20 protein-coding genes are annotated in these 17,723 nt (G+C 56.9%); 4 read left to right on the top strand and 16 right to left on the bottom strand.

The window, feature by feature from the left end; genetic code table 11:
- Positions 1–19 precede the first annotated feature (19 nt).
- The 9 genes from iscX to trmJ all read right to left on the bottom strand — a co-directional run bounded on the left by iscX (position 20) and on the right by trmJ (position 6,650).
- Positions 20–220 carry a Fe-S cluster assembly protein IscX gene (gene iscX / locus UR289_RS10130; protein WP_003860650.1) on the bottom strand — a complete coding sequence of 67 codons (201 nt, stop codon included), beginning with the start codon at positions 218–220 and terminating at the stop codon, positions 20–22.
- Between the two features lies 1 nt (position 221).
- On the bottom strand, positions 222–557 hold the full coding sequence (gene fdx / locus UR289_RS10125) for an ISC system 2Fe-2S type ferredoxin (protein ID WP_003860652.1): 336 nt from the start codon (positions 555–557) through the stop codon (positions 222–224).
- A gap of 1 nt (position 558) precedes the next feature.
- On the bottom strand, positions 559–2,409 hold the full coding sequence (gene hscA / locus UR289_RS10120; protein ID WP_048978841.1) for a Fe-S protein assembly chaperone HscA: 1,851 nt from the start codon (positions 2,407–2,409) through the stop codon (positions 559–561).
- Between the two features lie 14 nt (positions 2,410–2,423).
- Positions 2,424–2,939, bottom strand: a complete 516-nt coding sequence (gene hscB, locus UR289_RS10115; protein WP_039263745.1) for a co-chaperone HscB — start codon at positions 2,937–2,939, stop codon at positions 2,424–2,426.
- 198 nt (positions 2,940–3,137) lie between these two features.
- The gene (iscA, locus tag UR289_RS10110) at positions 3,138–3,461 is read right to left on the bottom strand and encodes an iron-sulfur cluster assembly protein IscA (protein WP_003860659.1); all 324 of its coding nucleotides are present in this window, start codon (positions 3,459–3,461) and stop codon (positions 3,138–3,140) included.
- Positions 3,462–3,474: 13 nt separating this feature from the next.
- Positions 3,475–3,861, bottom strand: a complete 387-nt coding sequence (iscU, locus tag UR289_RS10105) for a Fe-S cluster assembly scaffold IscU (RefSeq protein WP_003860661.1) — start codon at positions 3,859–3,861, stop codon at positions 3,475–3,477.
- A 24-nt stretch (positions 3,862–3,885) separates the two neighbouring features.
- Positions 3,886–5,100 carry a cysteine desulfurase gene (gene iscS, locus UR289_RS10100; protein ID WP_008502157.1) on the bottom strand — a complete coding sequence of 405 codons (1,215 nt, stop codon included), beginning with the start codon at positions 5,098–5,100 and terminating at the stop codon, positions 3,886–3,888.
- Between the two features lie 117 nt (positions 5,101–5,217).
- Positions 5,218–5,709: a Fe-S cluster assembly transcriptional regulator IscR gene (iscR, locus tag UR289_RS10095; RefSeq protein ID WP_023308826.1), complete on the bottom strand. Its 492-nt coding sequence runs from the start codon at positions 5,707–5,709 to the stop codon at positions 5,218–5,220.
- Between the two features lie 215 nt (positions 5,710–5,924).
- Complete coding sequence (gene trmJ, locus UR289_RS10090; RefSeq protein WP_033146224.1) at positions 5,925–6,650, bottom strand: tRNA (cytosine(32)/uridine(32)-2'-O)-methyltransferase TrmJ; 726 nt, start codon at positions 6,648–6,650, stop codon at positions 5,925–5,927.
- A 131-nt stretch (positions 6,651–6,781) separates the two neighbouring features.
- On the opposite strand from trmJ, the gene suhB reads away from it, so the two are divergent.
- Positions 6,782–7,585, top strand: a complete 804-nt coding sequence (gene suhB, locus UR289_RS10085) for an inositol-1-monophosphatase (RefSeq protein ID WP_023308828.1) — start codon at positions 6,782–6,784, stop codon at positions 7,583–7,585.
- Positions 7,586–7,625: 40 nt separating this feature from the next.
- Here suhB and UR289_RS10080 read toward each other — a convergent pair whose 3' ends face one another.
- Entirely contained in the window at positions 7,626–8,606 is a 981-nt protein-coding gene (locus UR289_RS10080; RefSeq protein ID WP_320709961.1) for a nickel/cobalt transporter, read from the bottom strand.
- Entirely contained in the window at positions 8,597–9,235 is a 639-nt protein-coding gene (locus UR289_RS10075; RefSeq protein ID WP_033146226.1) for a DUF1007 family protein, read from the bottom strand. The genes UR289_RS10080 and UR289_RS10075 overlap by 10 nt, the downstream gene beginning before the upstream one ends.
- Positions 9,236–9,360: 125 nt before the next feature.
- Here UR289_RS10075 and csiE point away from each other — a divergent pair, with 125 nt between their 5' ends.
- A complete protein-coding gene (gene csiE, locus UR289_RS10070; protein ID WP_320709959.1) occupies positions 9,361–10,638 on the top strand; it encodes a stationary phase inducible protein CsiE in 1,278 nt (425 codons plus the stop codon).
- On the opposite strand, the gene UR289_RS10065 is transcribed toward csiE, so the two are convergent.
- Positions 10,633–11,778: a 3-phenylpropionate MFS transporter gene (locus tag UR289_RS10065; protein ID WP_039263750.1), complete on the bottom strand. Its 1,146-nt coding sequence runs from the start codon at positions 11,776–11,778 to the stop codon at positions 10,633–10,635. The two genes, csiE and UR289_RS10065, sit on opposite strands and share 6 nt — an antisense overlap.
- 173 nt (positions 11,779–11,951) lie before the next feature.
- Between UR289_RS10065 and UR289_RS10060 the strand changes: the two genes are divergently transcribed.
- Entirely contained in the window at positions 11,952–12,374 is a 423-nt protein-coding gene (locus tag UR289_RS10060) for a DoxX family protein (protein ID WP_029741147.1), read from the top strand.
- Positions 12,375–12,428: 54 nt separating this feature from the next.
- Here UR289_RS10060 and glyA read toward each other — a convergent pair whose 3' ends face one another.
- Positions 12,429–13,682 carry a serine hydroxymethyltransferase gene (gene glyA / locus UR289_RS10055; protein WP_008502165.1) on the bottom strand — a complete coding sequence of 418 codons (1,254 nt, stop codon included), beginning with the start codon at positions 13,680–13,682 and terminating at the stop codon, positions 12,429–12,431.
- 304 nt (positions 13,683–13,986) lie between these two features.
- Here glyA and hmpA point away from each other — a divergent pair, with 304 nt between their 5' ends.
- Positions 13,987–15,177, top strand: coding sequence for an NO-inducible flavohemoprotein (hmpA, locus tag UR289_RS10050; protein ID WP_320709957.1), 1,191 nt, complete (start codon positions 13,987–13,989; stop codon positions 15,175–15,177).
- 79 nt (positions 15,178–15,256) lie between these two features.
- Here the strand turns inward: hmpA and glnB are convergent, their stop codons facing one another.
- The 3 genes from glnB to qseG form a co-directional block, all read right to left on the bottom strand.
- Entirely contained in the window at positions 15,257–15,595 is a 339-nt protein-coding gene (gene glnB, locus UR289_RS10045; RefSeq protein ID WP_003860685.1) for a nitrogen regulatory protein P-II, read from the bottom strand.
- Between the two features lie 65 nt (positions 15,596–15,660).
- Positions 15,661–16,998, bottom strand: a complete 1,338-nt coding sequence (gene glrR / locus UR289_RS10040; protein WP_023308835.1) for a two-component system response regulator GlrR — start codon at positions 16,996–16,998, stop codon at positions 15,661–15,663.
- Complete coding sequence (gene qseG, locus UR289_RS10035) at positions 16,985–17,722, bottom strand: two-component system QseEF-associated lipoprotein QseG (RefSeq protein ID WP_320709955.1); 738 nt, start codon at positions 17,720–17,722, stop codon at positions 16,985–16,987. The genes glrR and qseG overlap by 14 nt, the downstream gene beginning before the upstream one ends.
- Position 17,723 lies beyond the last annotated feature (1 nt).

Here is a 17,723-nt window from a genome sequence, read left to right as displayed (position 1 = left end):
AGGCAGCCCGTTATGTTATTTATTCTGCTTCATCTAACCAGACTAACAGAATCGCCTCCAGAATTTTTTCATTGGATGCGTTTGGATCGTCGTCGAAATCCTCTAAATCGCAGATCCACTGGTGCATGTCGGTGAATCGTACGGTCTTCGGATCGAGATCCGGGTTCGCGTCGTAGAGCGCTTCGCCGATTTCACGGCTGTCTGTCCACTTCAGTCCCATATCAATGCTCGCGTGCGTGGTTGATGGTGTAGCGTGGGAATTCCACGACCAGATCTTCATCGGTCACCGCGGCCTGGCAGCTCAGGCGGCTGTCAGGCTCCAGACCCCATGCTTTATCCAGCATGTCGTCTTCGTCTTCGGTGCTCTCGGCGAGAGAGTCGAAACCTTCACGCACGATGCAGTGGCAGGTGGTGCAGGCACAGGATTTTTCACAGGCGTGTTCCACTTCGATACCTGCACGCAGGGCAACATCGAGAATGGTTTCACCGGTCTTCGCTTCCAGAACAGCGCCATCCGGACAGAGGTCCGCATGAGGCAAAATAACAATCTTTGGCATATTAAACCTCGTCCACGGACTGGCCTTTCAGCGCGACGCGGACAGATTTGTCCATGCGGCGAGCAGCAAAGTCCTGGGTTTGTTTATCAACGTTTTTAATGGCTTCTTCTATTGCGTCAGCGTCATTGCCTTCTGCTACTGCGCTTAAATGCGCGGCAGCGTCGTCAATCACCTGACGCTCAGCGGCGCTTAACAGCGCGGCATCGGCAGCGAGCGCGCCGTTCAGGCTCTCCAGCACGCGGGCGGCTTCAACTTTTTGTTCAGCCAGCATACGCGCCTTCACATCCTGCTCGGCGTAGCTCATTGAGTCCTGAATCATGGAGGCGATTTCGCCATCGGTCAGGCCGTAGGACGGCTTCACCTGAATGGACGATTCCACGCCGGTGGATTTTTCCATCGCCGTGACGCTCAGCAGACCGTCCGCATCCACCTGGAAGGTAACGCGAATATGCGCCCCGCCCGCAGGCAGCGCCGGGATACCGCGCAGCGCAAAGCGCGCCAGAGAGCGGCAATCCTGCACCAGCTCGCGCTCGCCCTGCATCACGTGGATGGACATCGCGGTCTGGCCGTCTTTGAAGGTGGTGAACTCCTGCGCGCGCGCCACCGGAATAGTGGTGTTACGCGGGATCACTTTCTCCACCAGGCCGCCCATGGTTTCTAACCCGAGCGACAGCGGGATGACGTCCAGCAGCAGCATTTCGCTGTCCGGCTTGTTGCCGACCAGGATATCGGCCTGGATTGCGGCGCCCACGGCAACCACTTTGTCCGGGTCGATGGAGGTCAGCGGCGTGCGGCCAAAGAATTCACCCACGCGCTCGCGCACCAGCGGCACGCGAGTCGAACCGCCCACCATGACCACTTCCAGCACCTCGTTCGCCTCAACGCCCGCATCTTTCAATGCGCGACGGCAGGCCAGCAGGGTGCGTTTCACCAGCGGGGCAATCAGATCGCTGAACTGGTCGCGGGCGATCTCACCCTGCCAGCCCGCAACGTTTACGCTAACAGTCTGCGCATCGCTCAGGGCGATTTTGGCGTCGATAGCCGCATCCAGCAGTTCACGCTGCACGCGCGCATCGCTGCGATCGCTGATGCCCGCCTGCTCGCGAATGTAATCCGCCAGCAGATGGTCGAAGTCATCGCCGCCCAGCGCGGAATCCCCGCCGGTCGCCAGCACTTCAAATACCCCGCGGCTTAAGCGCAGGATCGAGATATCAAAGGTACCGCCGCCGAGATCGTAAACCGCAATCACCCCTTCCTGACCGGAGTCGAGGCCGTAGGCAATCGCCGCCGCCGTCGGTTCGTTCAGCAGGCGCAGCACATGCAGGCCTGCCAGACGCGCGGCGTCTTTGGTGCCCTGACGCTGTGCATCGTCAAAATAGGCCGGAACGGTGATGACTACACCGTCCAGATCGCCGCCAAGCGTTGCCGTCGCGCGCGCCGCCAGCGCTTTGAGGATGTCAGAGGAAACGCGAATCGGGTTCAGCAGACCGGCCGCGGTCGCAATCATCGGCAGGCCGTTTTCACTGGCCTGCAGCTGATACGGCAGATGCGGATAGCGGGTCTGAATATCGGCCAGCGAGCGGCCCATCATGCGCTTTACGGAGCTGATGGTGTTGGCCGGATCGCGCGCGGCGTTGGCGCGGGCGTCATAGCCGACCGCGTGACCCTGCTGCTGGTAGTGGACCACGGAAGGCAGCAGATGGCGGCCCTGCTCGTCAGCCAGCGTTTCCGCCTGGCCGCTGCGCACGGTCGCCACGAGGGAATTGGTGGTGCCCAGATCGATACCCACCGCCAGACGACGCTGGTGCGGTGCGGCACTTAAGCCAGGCTCACTAATTTGTAATAAGGCCATAATTGCTTCCGAAATTAAAAATCGAGCAGCTTTTCTTCGAGTTGTTCAGCACTGCTTCGCAGTTTATCGAGAAAACGGAGTTTGCGCACAGTGTCTGCCGCCACGTCCCAGGTCTCGTTGTTCAGTTGCTCCACCATCTGCTGATGGCGGGTATCGAACATGCCCTTCACGCGCGTGATGAAGCTTTCCAGACGCGCTTCGTCTTTGGCCTGTTCAATCTCATCCAGCTCTTCGCGAAGCTCCAGCTGTTCCATCAGAAACGCGGTGTCGCGCACGGTATGCTGTTCGCTCGCCAGATCGAAACCGTGGAGCGAGAGCAGATATTCTGCACGCGCCAGCGGATGGCGCAGCGTCTGCCAGGCCTGGTTGATGGTCGCAGATTGGGAAACCGCAGCCAATTGCTCAGACTGAGTACCACTGGCGAATTTATCCGGGTGATACTGACGCTGAAGATCCTGAAAACGGATCGTCAGCGCCTGGAGATCAATCGGGTATTGAGCGGGTAGTCCGAAGAGAGTGAAGTAATCCATAACATTCTCAGGGGTAGCCTGTTAGAAGAAACCCCACGCGCAGCAGAGCCACGGTGGGGTTATACCTTCTTACTTCGCGCTGCAGATGCGTTGTCTGCGCTCGTTCACCCCAGTCACTTACTTAAGTAAGCTCCCGGGGATTCACTCGCTTGCCGCCTTTCTGCAACGCGAATTAATCGGTATAACAGCGGAACGCGGTTAAACGTGGAAGCTTTCGCCGCAACCACACTCGTCTTTGACGTTCGGGTTCGTGAATTTGAACCCTTCGTTCAGGCCTTCTTTAACGAAGTCCAGCTGAGTGCCGTTGAGGAATTGCAGGCTTTTGCCATCGACCACCACCTTCACGCCCTTGTCTTCAAACACGGTGTCGTCAGACGCCGGCTCGTCAACAAACTCCAGTACGTAAGCCATACCAGAACAGCCGGAGGTACGTACGCCCAGTCGCAGGCCAAAGCCTTTACCACGGTTCGCCAGAAAAGAGCTTACTCGCGCGGCAGCGCTGTCGCTAAGGGTAATCGACATACTCAAACCTCAATTATTTTGCTTCACGTTTGCTTTTGTAATCCGCAATGGCGGCTTTGATCGCGTCTTCTGCCAGAATTGAACAGTGAATTTTCACCGGTGGCAGTTCGAGTTCTTCAGCAATATCCGTGTTCTTGATTGCCTGTGCTTCGTCCAGAGACTTGCCCTTCACCCATTCGGTAACCAGGGAGCTGGACGCGATAGCAGAACCGCAGCCGTAGGTCTTGAAGCGCGCGTCTTCAATGATACCTTCATTGTTGACTTTAATCTGCAACTTCATCACGTCGCCACACGCCGGTGCGCCAACCATGCCGCTACCGACAGATTCGTCGCTGTTGTCAAAAGAGCCAACGTTGCGCGGGTTTTCGTAATGATCGATGACTTTTTCGCTGTATGCCATGATTGAATTCTCCTTATGTACCGATTAGTGATGTGACCATTCAATGCTGTTCAGATCCACGCCCTGCTTGAACATTTCCCACAGTGGAGAAAGGTCGCGCAGACGGCCGATGGAGTTGCGAACCAGCTTGATGGTGTAGTCAATCTCTTCTTCGGTAGTGAAACGACCTAAAGAGAAACGGATAGAGCTGTGCGCCAGCTCGTCGGTCATGCCCAGCGCGCGCAGCACGTAGGATGGCTCCAGGCTTGCAGACGTACAGGCAGAACCGGAAGAAACGGCCAGATCTTTCAGCGCCATGATCAGCGATTCGCCTTCAACATAGTTGAAGCTGACGTTAAGGATGTTCGGTGCGCCCTGCTCGAGATCGCCGTTCAGATACACTTCTTCCATATCTTTCACGCCGTCCCACAGACGGTTACGCAGCGTGCGCAGGCGCGCCATCTCGGTTTCCATCTCTTCTTTTGCAATGCGGTACGCTTCGCCCATGCCCACGATCTGGTGAACAGGCAGCGTGCCGGAACGCATGCCGCGCTCGTGACCGCCGCCGTGCATCTGTGCTTCGATGCGGATACGCGGTTTACGACGAACGTACAGCGCGCCGATCCCTTTCGGGCCATAGATTTTGTGGCCGGAGAAGGACATCAGGTCCACTTTCAGCTGGCTCAGATCGATAGGCAGTTTGCCCACGCTCTGGGTCGCGTCAACGTGATAGATGATACCGCGCGCGCGGCACATTTCGCCGATGGTCGCGATGTCCTGAACGACGCCGATTTCGTTGTTGACGTGCATGATGGAAACCAGAATGGTGTCATCACGCATGGCCGCTTCGAGCTCTTTCAGGTCGATGATCCCGTTGCTCTGTGGCGCCAGGTAAGTCACTTCGTAACCTTCACGCTCCAGCTGGCGGCAGGTATCCAGCACGGCTTTGTGTTCGGTTTTGCTGGTGATGATGTGCTTGCCTTTTTTCTGATAAAAGTTGGCTGCACCTTTGATCGCCAGGTTGTCGGATTCGGTCGCACCGGAGGTGAAAACAATCTCACGCGGGTCGGCACCCACCAGGTCGGCAATCTGATTACGGGCGATATCTACCGCCTCTTCAGCATGCCAGCCAAAACGGTGTGAACGGGAAGCTGGGTTACCAAAGTTTCCGTCCAGGGTCAGACACTGCATCATTTTCTCGGCAACACGCGGGTCCACCGGCGTGGTTGCGGAGTAATCGAGATAAATCGGTAATTTCATTGCTCTTTAAACTCCGTACATCGCTTCAATGCAAGGAATCAGGCAACCGGCTGGATGTACGACCGAGTACGCGGGGCGTGACCGCCCCGGCCTGATTCTGAAATCTTTATCGTTTTATTACGCGCGCAGTTTGACGTCGATAGCGTCCTGCGCGCGGGTGCTGCGTTGGGAATCCTGACCGTGCTGACGACCAGAGACATCCAGAACTTCCTGGTTATTGACCAGTTCACCCAGGGTGATGTTGTTCAGGAAGCCGGTGAGACGGTCGCTCAGATCGCGCCACAGCGCGTGGGTCAGGCACTTATCGCCGCCCTGGCAGCCGCCTTTCCCCTGGCAACGGGTCGCGTCAACGGATTCGTCAACTGCGCTAATCACTTCACCAACTGCAATACTGCCCGCGTCTTTACCCAGCAGATAACCGCCGCCTGGGCCACGAACGCTGGAAACCAGTCCATTTTTACGCAGTCTCGAGAACAGCTGCTCCAGGTAAGAGAGGGAGATCCCTTGTCGTTCAGAAATATCAGCCAACGGAACCGGGCCCGCTTCGGAGTTGAGCGCAACGTCCAGCATCGCGGTCACGGCATAACGCCCTTTAGATGTCAGTCTCATGTCTTACTTAACCTCAAACTCGCCCCTGCCCGGGGTTTTTTATTGTAAAATGGGGGTATTGCATAGCAGGGCCAAGTCTGACATTCCTGACTAAAATGGTCAACTATTTACTTGACTGTTTTAGTCAGGTATTTAACGTTCCGTGCCTTCATAACCCAGGTGCGGCCTGATGCCCTCACCCCAGCCCTCTCCCGCGGGGAGAGGGGAAATCGACACTACTCTTTATTCTTCTGCTCAATCGACGCCAGAATCCCGCGCAGGATGTTAAGCTCCTGGCTTTCCGGGCGCGCGCGGGTAAACATGCGGCGCAGCTTGTTCATCACCTGGCCCGGGTGGCCTTCACGAATAAAGCCGGTTGAGAGCAGCGTCTGCTCCAGGTGACCGTAGAAGCGCTCAAGGTCGTCCACCAGCGGGTAGGCCGTTTCTTCTTTAGGCTCTACCTGTTTCTCCTGCGTCGCCAGCCACGCCATACGCACCTCATAGGCGATAACCTGCACCGCCATCGCCAGGTTCAGCGAGCTGTATTCCGGGTTAGCCGCGATGGCGACGTGATAATGGCACTTCTGCAGCTCGTCGTTGGTCAGGCCAACGCGCTCGCGGCCAAACACCAGCGCAACCGGAGCCTGTTCCGCTTCAGAGACGCTTTTCAGGCCGCATTCGCGCGGGTCCAGCATCGGCCACGGCAGCGTGCGTGAACGCGCGCTGGTGCCAACAACGAGGCTGCAGCCGGCCAGCGCTTCGTCAAGGGTATCGACGATCTGAGCGTTGCCGATCACGTCGCTGGCACCGGCCGCCAGGGCGATAGCCTGCGAGTCAGGTTTCACCAGCGGGTTAACCAGCCACAGGTTCGTTAAGCCCATGGTTTTCATAGCGCGGGCAACGGAGCCCATGTTGCCGGTGTGCGATGTTTCGACCAGCACGATTCGAATGTTTTGCAGCATAATTTTTAATGTCTGAATTCAGCGTCTGAAGAATATTCCGGCATATTATCATAAACGGGAGACATAATCCGATCCCACTGCTATACTCTGCGCCGATTTTCCTGTTCTTTAACATCCAGTGAGAGAGACCGATGCATCCGATGCTGACCATCGCCGTGCGCGCAGCGCGCAAGGCGGGTAATGTAATTGCCAAACACTACGAAACGCCAGACTCCGTAGAAACCAGCCAGAAAGGCAGCAATGATTTCGTGACTAACGTCGATAAAGCCGCAGAAGCGATTATTATCGAAACGATCCGCAAATCTTACCCGCAGCACACCATCATCACCGAAGAAAGCGGTGAACATGAAGGTACCGATCAGGATGTTCAATGGGTTATCGATCCACTGGATGGCACCACCAACTTCGTCAAACGCCTGCCACACTTCTCTGTGTCTATCGCAGTACGCATTAAAGGCCGTACTGAAGTCGCCGTTGTTTACGATCCAATGCGTAACGAACTGTTCACCGCTACCCGCGGTCAGGGCGCACAGCTGAACGGCTACCGTCTGCGCTGCAGCAACGCACGCGATCTGGACGGCACCATTCTGGCGACCGGTTTCCCGTTCAAGGCGAAACAGCACGCGACCACCTATATGAATATCCTGGGCAAACTGTTTACCGAATGCGCGGACTTCCGCCGCACCGGTTCTGCCGCGCTGGATCTGGCCTATGTAGCAACAGGCCGCGTTGACGGATACTTCGAGCTGTCGCTGAAGCCGTGGGACTTTGCTGCGGGCGAGCTGATCGCACGTGAAGCAGGCGCCATCGTGTGTGATTTCACCGGCGGCCATAACTATATGTCTACCGGCAACGTCGTTGCAGGTAACCCACGCGTTGTTAAAGCCATGCTGGCCAACATGCGTGATGAACTGAGCGATGCGCTGAAGCGTTAATCCCGGTCATTCCCTCTCCCCGTGGGAGAGGGAATCCCAACTAAAACGGCCGCAATCCTCTTCCCACCGGCATCGCGCTCATCCACATCGTCACCGCCGCAACCAGCAGAATCACCCCGCCCGCCAGCGCAAGCGTTGTCCACCCTACCTGCCGCCACAGCACCGGTGTTTTATTGCCGCTGAGTCTGACCGCAAGCTGACGGAAGCTGTGAACCAGCAGCGCTAAAGACGAAATGGTGAGAGACGTCCCTGCCGCCATCGCCAGCGCGGAAAGCATTCCCCAGCCAAACACGCCTATCACCTTGCTGAACAGCAGCACCATTATTGCCCCCGAACACGGGCGCATGCCCATCGAGAGAATAATCATCAGCCGCGCGCGCCAGTCGTCGCCGTTCTGCAACTGTTCCTGCGTGGGCAAATGCTGATGCCCGCAGCCGCAGTTTTCATCATGAACGTGAGGCGGCGTAAAGGTTTTGAATTTCGGTTTTTGCAGCAGCACGCGCAGCTTTTTCAGCGCCCGCCAGCAGAGGATCAGCCCCAGCACGCCCACCAGCGCGTAGCTTCCCTTCTCCAGCCAGAAACTGCTCATGTGCAGCTGGCGCGCGGGAAGCTGCAACAGCGAAAGCACGATCACGACGAGCGCAATCGCCACGCTGCCCTGAAGCAGCGAGGAGGCCAGCGTCAGCCCGATACTCGATTTCAGCTTCGACGGATGGGTGGCGAGCCAGGTCGTTATCACGATTTTGCCGTGCCCCGGCCCCAGCGCGTGCAGAACGCCATAGATAAAGCTGAACGCCAGCAGGGAACCACCCGCTTTGGTCGGGTTCTCGGCCACCGCCTTCAGCAGACCGCTCATCTGCTGATTGACCTCACGCTGCCAGACGATGCTTTTCATCATGACCTGCGGCCAGGCCTGCCACAGCCAGAGCGAGCCGCAAACGGCCAGCAGGAGAAAAAGCGCCAGCGGCCAGAGGTGCAGCCAGCGGCGCGGTTTCCGAACCGGAGAGGAGATCACTGACATTGTAACGTTACCTCCTGCGCGAACTGTTTACCCAACTCCATGTCCTCAGGCGGTGCATCTTCCTTATCAAGCGAGACCGCAAAGTTCAGCGTCTCCTCGCTGGGTTTCGGGGTGTGAACGCCAATTTTGCAGTTTTTTTGCAGAGCGTCCGGCAATCGTACGTCGCCGTCTTTGTCATAGCGCATATCGACATAGTAGGTAGGATCAAAAGTGGAAAACGTGTAAGTTTGCCCCGCCAGCGGCTGCGGATGCGCCAGCGGGAGCACAAACGTCAGCACCGCCTGATGCCCGTCACGCGTCATCCCGTATTCCGTTGGCCGGTTCAGAAATTTAACCTTTTGCCCGTTGTGCCAGAATTCCGTGAAGTAGTGCTGGCCGAGCACGTTGGCCATCACTTCCGCCGCCAGCTTTTTCCAGATTTCATCGCCGGGCTTCGCGTTTCCCGCATCATAGAGCAGATCGGCCGAGGTGATTTCATCCATCGTCCAGCGCATCTTCAGGCCGCTCAGCTGCGTGCCGTCGGTAACCAGCTCGGTCTGGAGGTCAATAAAACTGTGAGGGTGTGCGCTGGCGGTGAAGCTGATAACCGCCAAAAATAACGCCATCGCACTTTGTTTAACTGTTTGCATCAATTCCTCACGTCAAAAATTCTGTGATGTTCCCCAGCAATCCTGAGTGAAAGGCCTGCCGGCGCGCTTTTCAGCGCTCATCCTTTAGCTATTCTTATCAAACATTCACACTGGATACCTGACAGATGATGACGACGCTTGAAATTCCATCTGTGCTTTCCAGTTCGCAGCGCCGCTGCCAGGTGCTTTTGATGCTTTACCTGCCCGATGCTGCCGTCACCGCACAGAGCATAATTGCTGCCAACGGGGTGGACGACGCGATGGCACGGCAAGATATAGCCGAGACGCGCGATGAAATCCAGCGCTATCACCGGCTGGACATCGTCACGCACCACGACGGCAGCTACCGGATTGAAGGCACAGCCCTGAATCAGCGTTTATGCCTGCTGCACTGGCTGCGCCGGGCGCTGCGGCTTTGCCCGCAGTTTGTCTCGCACCAGTTTACCCCCGCATTAAAAACCGCGCTTAAACAACACGGCATTGCGCGGCCGCTTTACGACGATGCGAACCTGCGGGCGCTGATCGGCTTCTGCTCACGCAAGCTGCAGCGCCAGTTTGAATGCCGCGACGTCCAGTTTTTACAGCTCTATCTGCAATACTGTCTTATTCAGCACCAGCTCGGGAATACGCCACAGTTTTCTCACGTTCAGCGCAGCTGGACCCAGTCGAGAGGGGAGTATTTTACGGCCCAGGAGATCGTGCGTCACTGGAGACGTCGCGTGCCGCAGGGAGCGCACGGGGATGAACAGCTGTTTCTGGCGCTGCTGTTTATGATGCTCCGCACGCCCGATCCGGTGCTCGATAAACACCAGCAGGATCAGCGCTTGCGCCGGGCCATCGTGCGCATGGTCGCCCGTTTTCGCTCGCAGACCGGGATGAACTTCAGCGATGAGCAAGGGCTGACCGATCAGCTGTATATCCATCTTGCTCAGGCGCTGGACCGCTCGCTGTTTGAAATTGGCATCGACAATAGCCTGCCGGAGGAGATCCATCGCCTCTATCCCCGGCTGTTACGCACCACGAAGGAAGCGCTGTTTGAGCTGGAAGCGGAGTTTGGGCTGCGTTTTTCTGATGAAGAGATAAGTCTTGTCGCGGTGATTTTCGGCGCCTGGCTGATGCAGGAGACCGATCTGCACGAAAAACAGGTGATCCTGCTGACGGGAGACGATAAAGCCAGCGAGGATCTGATTGAACAGCAGCTTCGCGAGCTGACGCTGCTGCCGCTTAATATTCGCTATCTGACGCTGCAGGCTTTCCAGAAAGAGGGGGCACCGCGCGAGGCCGCGCTGGTTATCACCCCCTACCCTACCGTCCTGCCGCTGTTCTCGCCGCCGCTGATTCATGCCGTTGAAACATTGAACGCGCAGCAGCAAGAACATATTCGCGCCATGCTGGAATCATAGCGGCGCGCGAGCGGCCACTTTCGGGCGAACAACAATGGCGGGTAAGGCGACCAGCGCCATCACCCAGAAGACGCCATGCCCCAGGTGCTGGTAGAGGAACCCCGCAAAGACCGTCATGATTGCGATACTGCCCCCCATCGCGACCGCCGAGTAGACGGCCTGCAGACGAATAACGTCTCCGCCCTCGCGCGCTGCGATATAGCGCATCGCCGCCAGATGACACACGGTAAAGGTGCCGCAGTGAAGAATTTGCGCCACGATCAGCCACGGCAGATCGGTCGTCCAGCCCATAATCCCCCAGCGCGCCACGCCGCACACGGCGGAAAGCAGCAGGAGGTCTCGCGCGCCAAAGCGACGGAACAGCTTCTTGCTCAGGGCAAAGATAATGACTTCGGCCACTACCCCCAGCGACCACAGATAGCCCACTGCGGAAGCAGAATATCCCGCCCCCTGCCAGTAGATGGCGCTGAAGCCATAGTACGCCGCATGCGCCCCCTGAAGCAGACAGACACACGCCAGAAAACGCCAGCTTTGTGCCACCAGGCTCCGCCAGGCGGGCCATCCTGCGCTCTCCTGATGGCGGCTTTCCCCTTGCGGCATCACCGACGGACGCAGCAGCATACCCAGCAGCATCGAGGCAATACCGATACTCAGCAGGGCGAGAATGGCGCGGTAATCGTAAAGGCTGACCAGTTTGCCCACCAGCGCGGAGCCAATCACAAAGGCAATTGAGCCCCACAGGCGCACGCGGCCGTAGTCCATAGTGATCTGCTTTTGCCAGGTGTTCGCCAGGGCATCCGTCAGCGGTACCAGCGGTGAGAAGAACAGGTTAAAGCCGACCATCACCACCATCAGCCAGGCAAACTGGTGGCTGACCCAGAAGCAGGCAACAAAGACCAGCGTCAGCAGAGCAAGAATGCGCACGGCCTTGATCAGTAAGGAGGGATCGCTGACGCGCGGGGCAATCAGCAGGCTGCCGAGGAAACGCGCCACCAGCCCGGCCCCCAGCAGGACACCGATAGTCTCAGGAGTCAGGCCGATACCCTTGAGCCAGACGCTCCAGAAGGGCAGAAAAATACCGTAGCTAAAGAAATAGGTGAAATAACTGAGCGCCAGCCAGCGCGTGGAATGCAAGACCATGAATCCCTCCCGAAATCGAGGCCATAGTCTGGCGAGAATATAAAAATTAAGCAAGTAGATAGCCTGCTATAAATTAACGAAAAATTAACATCTTGTGCAGTCGTCTGGCTTATGGCAGGGAATGAAAATATGTATTACGTTTAAATTACTCCACTTGCAGAGGTTTTTCTGCCATGAACTCACTACGTTATTTCGATTTCGGTCAGTCACGTCACCTGCTGCTGCTGATTGGCCGCATCGCACTTGTCGTGCTGTTTATCATCTTTGGTTATCCAAAACTGACGGGGTTTAGCGGCACCGTACAATATATGACCTCGCTGGGTACGCCGATGCCCATGCTGGCGGCCATTATTGCGGTGGTGATGGAAGTCCCTGCTGCCATCCTGATCGTGCTGGGCTTTTTCACCCGCCCGCTCGCGGTACTGTTTGTATTCTATACGCTGGGCACGGCGATTATCGGTCACCATTACTGGGATATGACCGGTGATGCGGTCGTGCCGAATATGATTAACTTCTATAAGAACGTCAGTATTGCTGGCGCCTTTATTTTGCTGGCGATTGTCGGACCTGGAGCCATTTCCCTCGACCGGCGTTAAGCCATAAAAAAAGGCCGCAAGCGCGGCCTTTTTTATTTCTGCCAGGCAGAGGAATTATGCGTATACCGGGAAGCGTGCGCAGATATCCAGAACTTTACCTTTGACGCGCTCGATAACCGCTTCGTCATTGATGTTGTCCAGAACGTCACACATCCAGCCAGCCAGCTCTTTCACTTCCGCTTCTTTGAAGCCGCGGCGAGTTACGGCCGGAGAACCGATACGGATACCGGAGGTCACGAACGGGCTCTTCGGATCGTTTGGCACGCTGTTTTTGTTCACGGTGATGTTGGCGCGGCCCAGGGCTGCGTCAGCTTCTTTACCGGTCAGGTTCTTATCAACCAGATCCAGCAGGAACAGGTGGTTTTCAGTACCGCCGGAGACCACTTTGTAGCCACGGTTCAGGAACACTTCCACCATCGCTTTAGCGTTCTTAGCAACCTGCTGCTGATAAACCTTGAACTCAGGCTCCATCGCTTCTTTCAGCGCAACGGCTTTAGCCGCGATAACGTGCATCAGCGGGCCGCCCTGCGCGCTTGGGAATACAGCGGAGTTCAGTTTTTTGTACAGCTCTTCGTCACCGCCTTTCGCCAGGATCAGGCCACCGCGTGGACCCGCCAGGGTTTTGTGGGTGGTGGTGGTCACAACGTGAGCGTGTGGAACCGGGTTCGGGTAAACGCCAGCGGCAATCAGACCCGCAACGTGCGCCATGTCGACGAACAGGTAAGCACCGATGCTGTCTGCGATTTCACGCATTTTTGCCCAGTCAACGATACCGGAGTAAGCAGAGAAGCCACCGATGATCATCTTCGGTTTGTGCTCTTTAGCCTGCTTCGCCATGTCTTCGTAGTCAATTTTACCGGACTCATCAATACCGTAAGGGATGATGTTGTACAGTTTGCCGGAGAAGTTAACCGGGGAGCCGTGAGTCAGGTGGCCGCCCTGCGCCAGATTCATACCCAGAACGGTATCGCCCGGCTGCAGCAGCGCGGTATAGACCGCGAAGTTAGCCTGAGAGCCAGAGTGTGGCTGCACGTTCGCGTAGTCAGCGCCAAAGAGTTCTTTCGCACGGTCGATAGCCAGCTGCTCAACGATATCCACGTACTCGCAACCGCCGTAGTAGCGTTTGCCCGGGTAACCTTCAGCATATTTGTTAGTCAGCTGAGAACCCTGCGCCTGCATGACGCGCGGGCTGGTGTAGTTTTCGGAGGCGATCAGTTCGATGTGCTCTTCCTGACGTACTTTTTCCTGCTCCATAGCCTGCCACAGTTCGGCATCATAATCGGCAATGTTCATTTCACGCTTTAACATCCGCATCTCCTGACTCAGCTAACAAGTAAATTTTGGCCTGAAAAGGCAGTCCTGTTGGACGACGGGCAACAGTATAACTGATTAGTTCTGTGATAACAGGTCTTGACAAACGATTTTACGCAAACGTTTTCCTGCGCGCCACGCAAGGGTTTGAGGAATAAAGCTCTCGCCCTTTCCAGCGGATTTCTTTTCAGGTTTGTGATGCATATTTTTCATCTTGCAAAGAACCATTTACAACGCAGGGGTATTTTTTATAAGATGTATTTAAAATACATTATTAAAGTCACATCGGAAGGAAGCTGCCATGCTCGACGCTCAAACCATCGCTACCGTTAAAGCCACCATCCCCCTGCTGGTGGAAACCGGCCCTAAACTCACCGCCCATTTCTACGATCGCATGTTCACGCATAACCCGGAGCTCAAAGAAATTTTCAACATGAGCAACCAGCGTAACGGCGATCAGCGCGAAGCGCTTTTCAACGCCATCGCGGCCTACGCCAGCAATATTGAAAACCTGGCGGCACTGCTGCCCGCGGTGGAAAAAATCGCGCAGAAACACACCAGCTTCCAGATCCAGCCCGAGCAGTACAACATTGTGGGTAGCCACCTGCTGGCAACGCTGGACGAGATGTTCAGCCCGGGCCAGGAGGTGCTGGACGCGTGGGGGAAAGCCTACGGCGTGCTGGCAAACGTGTTTATCAACCGCGAAGCGCAGATCTACAGCGAAAACGCCAGCAAGAACGGCGGCTGGGAAGGCACACGCGCCTTCCGCATCGTTGAGAAAACGCCGCGCAGCGCGCTGATTACCAGCTTTGAATTTGAGCCGGTGGACGGACAGCCGGTTGCCGATTACCAGCCGGGCCAGTATCTGGGCGTGTGGCTGAAGCCTGAAGGTTTCCCGTATCAGGAGATCCGCCAGTATTCTCTTACCCGCAAGCCAAACGGCAAAGGCTATCGCATTGCGGTGAAGCGTGAGGACGGCGGTCAGGTCTCCAACTGGCTCCACAACGAAGCTAACGTGGGCGACGTGATCCATCTGGCCGCGCCGGCGGGCGATTTCTTCATGGCCGTAGAAGCGAATACCCCGGTTACGCTGATCTCTGCGGGCGTCGGCCAAACGCCAATGCTGGCGATGCTCGATACGCTGGCGAAAGCCAATCACGGTGCGCAGGTCAACTGGTTCCACGCTGCGGATAACGGCGACGTGCACGCCTTTGCGGATGAAGTGAAAACGCTCGGGGCGTCCCTGCCGCGCTTCACCGCGCACGCCTGGTATCGCCTGCCGACGGATGCAGACCGCGCGGCCGCACGGTTTGACACTGAAGGCCTGATGAATTTAAGCCAGATGGAAGGGGCGTTTAGCGCGCCAGACATGCAGTTCTACGTCTGCGGGCCGGTAGCGTTTATGCAGTATGCCGCCCAGCAGCTGGTGGATCTGGGCGTGAACAAAGACAACATTCACTACGAATGTTTCGGGCCGCATAAGGTGCTGTAATGAAAAAGCCCCTCGTTCGAGGGGCTTTTTTTTCGCCGGGTGGTTGCACCTTACCCGGCCTACAAAACCGTTGGCATTGTTAAATCGCGGCGTCGTCTTCTTCGCCGGTACGGATACGGATCACGCGCGCCACGTCAAAGACGAAGATTTTACCGTCGCCGATTTTGCCCGTCTGCGCGGTGCGGATAATGGTATCCACGCAGGTATCGACGATATCGTCGCTGACCACGATTTCAATTTTTACTTTCGGCAGAAAGTCGACCATGTATTCTGCGCCACGGTAAAGCTCGGTGTGGCCCTTCTGACGACCAAAACCTTTCACTTCCGTTACGGTCATCCCGGTGATGCCGACTTCCGCCAGCGCTTCACGCACGTCATCCAGTTTGAAAGGTTTAATAATCGCATCAATCTTTTTCATGGTGGGTCCTTAAACTCTTGCCTGTAAGCTGCCTCGTAATCGATTGCTCACAGTACCATACGGCATTACTCTTTAAAATCGTTTGCTTCCAGCTCGTGGCGCGAAAGCAGCTTGTAGAACTCGGTGCGGTTGCGTCCGGCCATGCGCGCCGCGTGGGTCACATTGCCTTTGGTAATCTGCAATAGCTTGCGCAGATAGTTCAGCTCGAACTGATTCCGCGCTTCCGCAAACGTCGGCAGGGCCGTGTTTTCCCCTTCCAGCGCCTGCTCCACCAGCGCATCGCTGATCACCGGTGAGGAGGTCAGCGCCACGCACTGCTCAATCACGTTCACCAGCTGGCGCACGTTACCCGGCCAGCCTGCGGCCATCAGCCGCTTCATCGCGTCGGTGGAAAACGCGCGCACGAACGGTTTATGGCGATCGGCCGCCTGGCGCAAAAGATGGTTCGCCAGCAGCGGAATGTCTTCCGCGCGCTCCGCCAGCGCCGGGATCTTCAGATTCACCACGTTCAGACGGTAGTAGAGATCTTCGCGAAACTCGTTGCGGGCCATCACTTTTGGCAAGTCGCGGTGGGTAGCGGAAATAATGCGCACATTAATATCGATATCGCGGTTGCTGCCCAGCGGGCGAACTTTTCGCTCCTGCAGCACGCGGAGCAGTTTGACCTGCAGCGGTGCGGGCATGTCGCCAATCTCGTCCAGGAACAGCGTGCCGCCTTCCGCAGCCTGGAACAGCCCTTCCCGGCTGCTCACCGCGCCGGTGAATGCGCCGCGGGCGTGTCCAAACAGTTCAGATTCGAGCAGCTGTTCCGGAAGCGCACCGCAGTTAATGGCGATAAAGGCATTTTTACTGCGCGGGCTGGCGTTATGGATCGCCTGGGCCAGGATCTCTTTCCCGGTTCCGCTCTGGCCGTTGATGAGCACGCTGACGTCGGACTGCGCCACCATCCGTGCCTGTTCAAGCAGACGCAGCATAATCGGGCTGCGGGTGACGATGGACTCCCGCCACGCTTCATCCCCCGCCGGGGCAGCATGTTCCAGCGCGCTGTCGATAGCCTTATACAGCGCGTCTTTGTCCACCGGCTTGGTCAGGAAGCTGAAGACCCCCTGCTGCGTCGCGGCAACCGCATCCGGGATCGATCCGTGCGCCGTCAGGATAATCACGGGCATACCCGGCTGCTGCTTCTGGATCTCCGCGAACAGCTGCAGGCCATCCATTTCGTCCATCCGCAGGTCGCTTATCACCAGATCGATTTTCTCGCGGCTGAGGATCTTCAGCCCCTCCAGCCCGCTTTCAGCGGTCACGACGCTGTAGCCTTCACTCACCAGACGCATCCCCAGCAGCTTTAACAGCCCGGGATCGTCATCCACCAGTAAAAGATGGGCAGGTTTACGGCTCGTCATGCTTCACATCCTCTTGTTTCGGCGTATCGCTGTCCGGTGCAGCGGATGAGCTCCCCGGCTGATATTTACGCGACGAGAGCTGCCTTTCGATATCGGTCAGGTTTTCCAGCTTACGCGTCGTGGTATCCAGCTGCGTACGTAAATGTTGCTGCTGTTGACGCAGCGTATCAAGCTCGCTGTCGGTTGACTGCTGCAGCTTGCTGTAGCGGGAGCGCTCTTCAGACAGCTGAAGCTGTAATGTCTGCCCATCGCGCCAGAGCTGGTATACAGGGCGTACCTGCACGGGAAGATTGACCACGTACGTGTCCAGTCGGGTCACATTGACGCGACGTTCAACGGGGGTGATTTTCGCATCTGCGAGTAAAATCCCGCGCTTGAAAGCGCCCTGCCAGGTGTCGTCATCCAGCATCGCCGCCTTCGAGCGGGCGTTTACCGGCGCCAGACGCTGGGCGCAATCTATCCCACGCAGCCAGAACAGCGGGTTGCTTTCAACGTCATGTCCTGACAGGTTCCAGATGTCGTCACAGCGGGTTGAGAGGAAGTCTGCCAGCTGGCTGTCGGGCCATTTATCTTCCTGTTTATCGCTAATGGCACTTTGTGGCGCATGGGAAACACACCCTGCCAGAAATAAACAGGGCAGGCTCAGGCGAAGCGTTTTGCTGGAAAACACCGCACGTACGGCGCGGAAAAAGACGTGTGACATACTCACCAGACATAGATTCATT

This window comes from Enterobacter sp. 302C9 (genome assembly GCF_034106085.1).
GTDB classification, from domain to species: Bacteria; Pseudomonadota; Gammaproteobacteria; order Enterobacterales; family Enterobacteriaceae; genus Enterobacter; species Enterobacter asburiae_B.
Note: the sequence above shows the minus strand (reverse complement) of the source record. Positions and strands in the feature narration are given on the sequence as shown.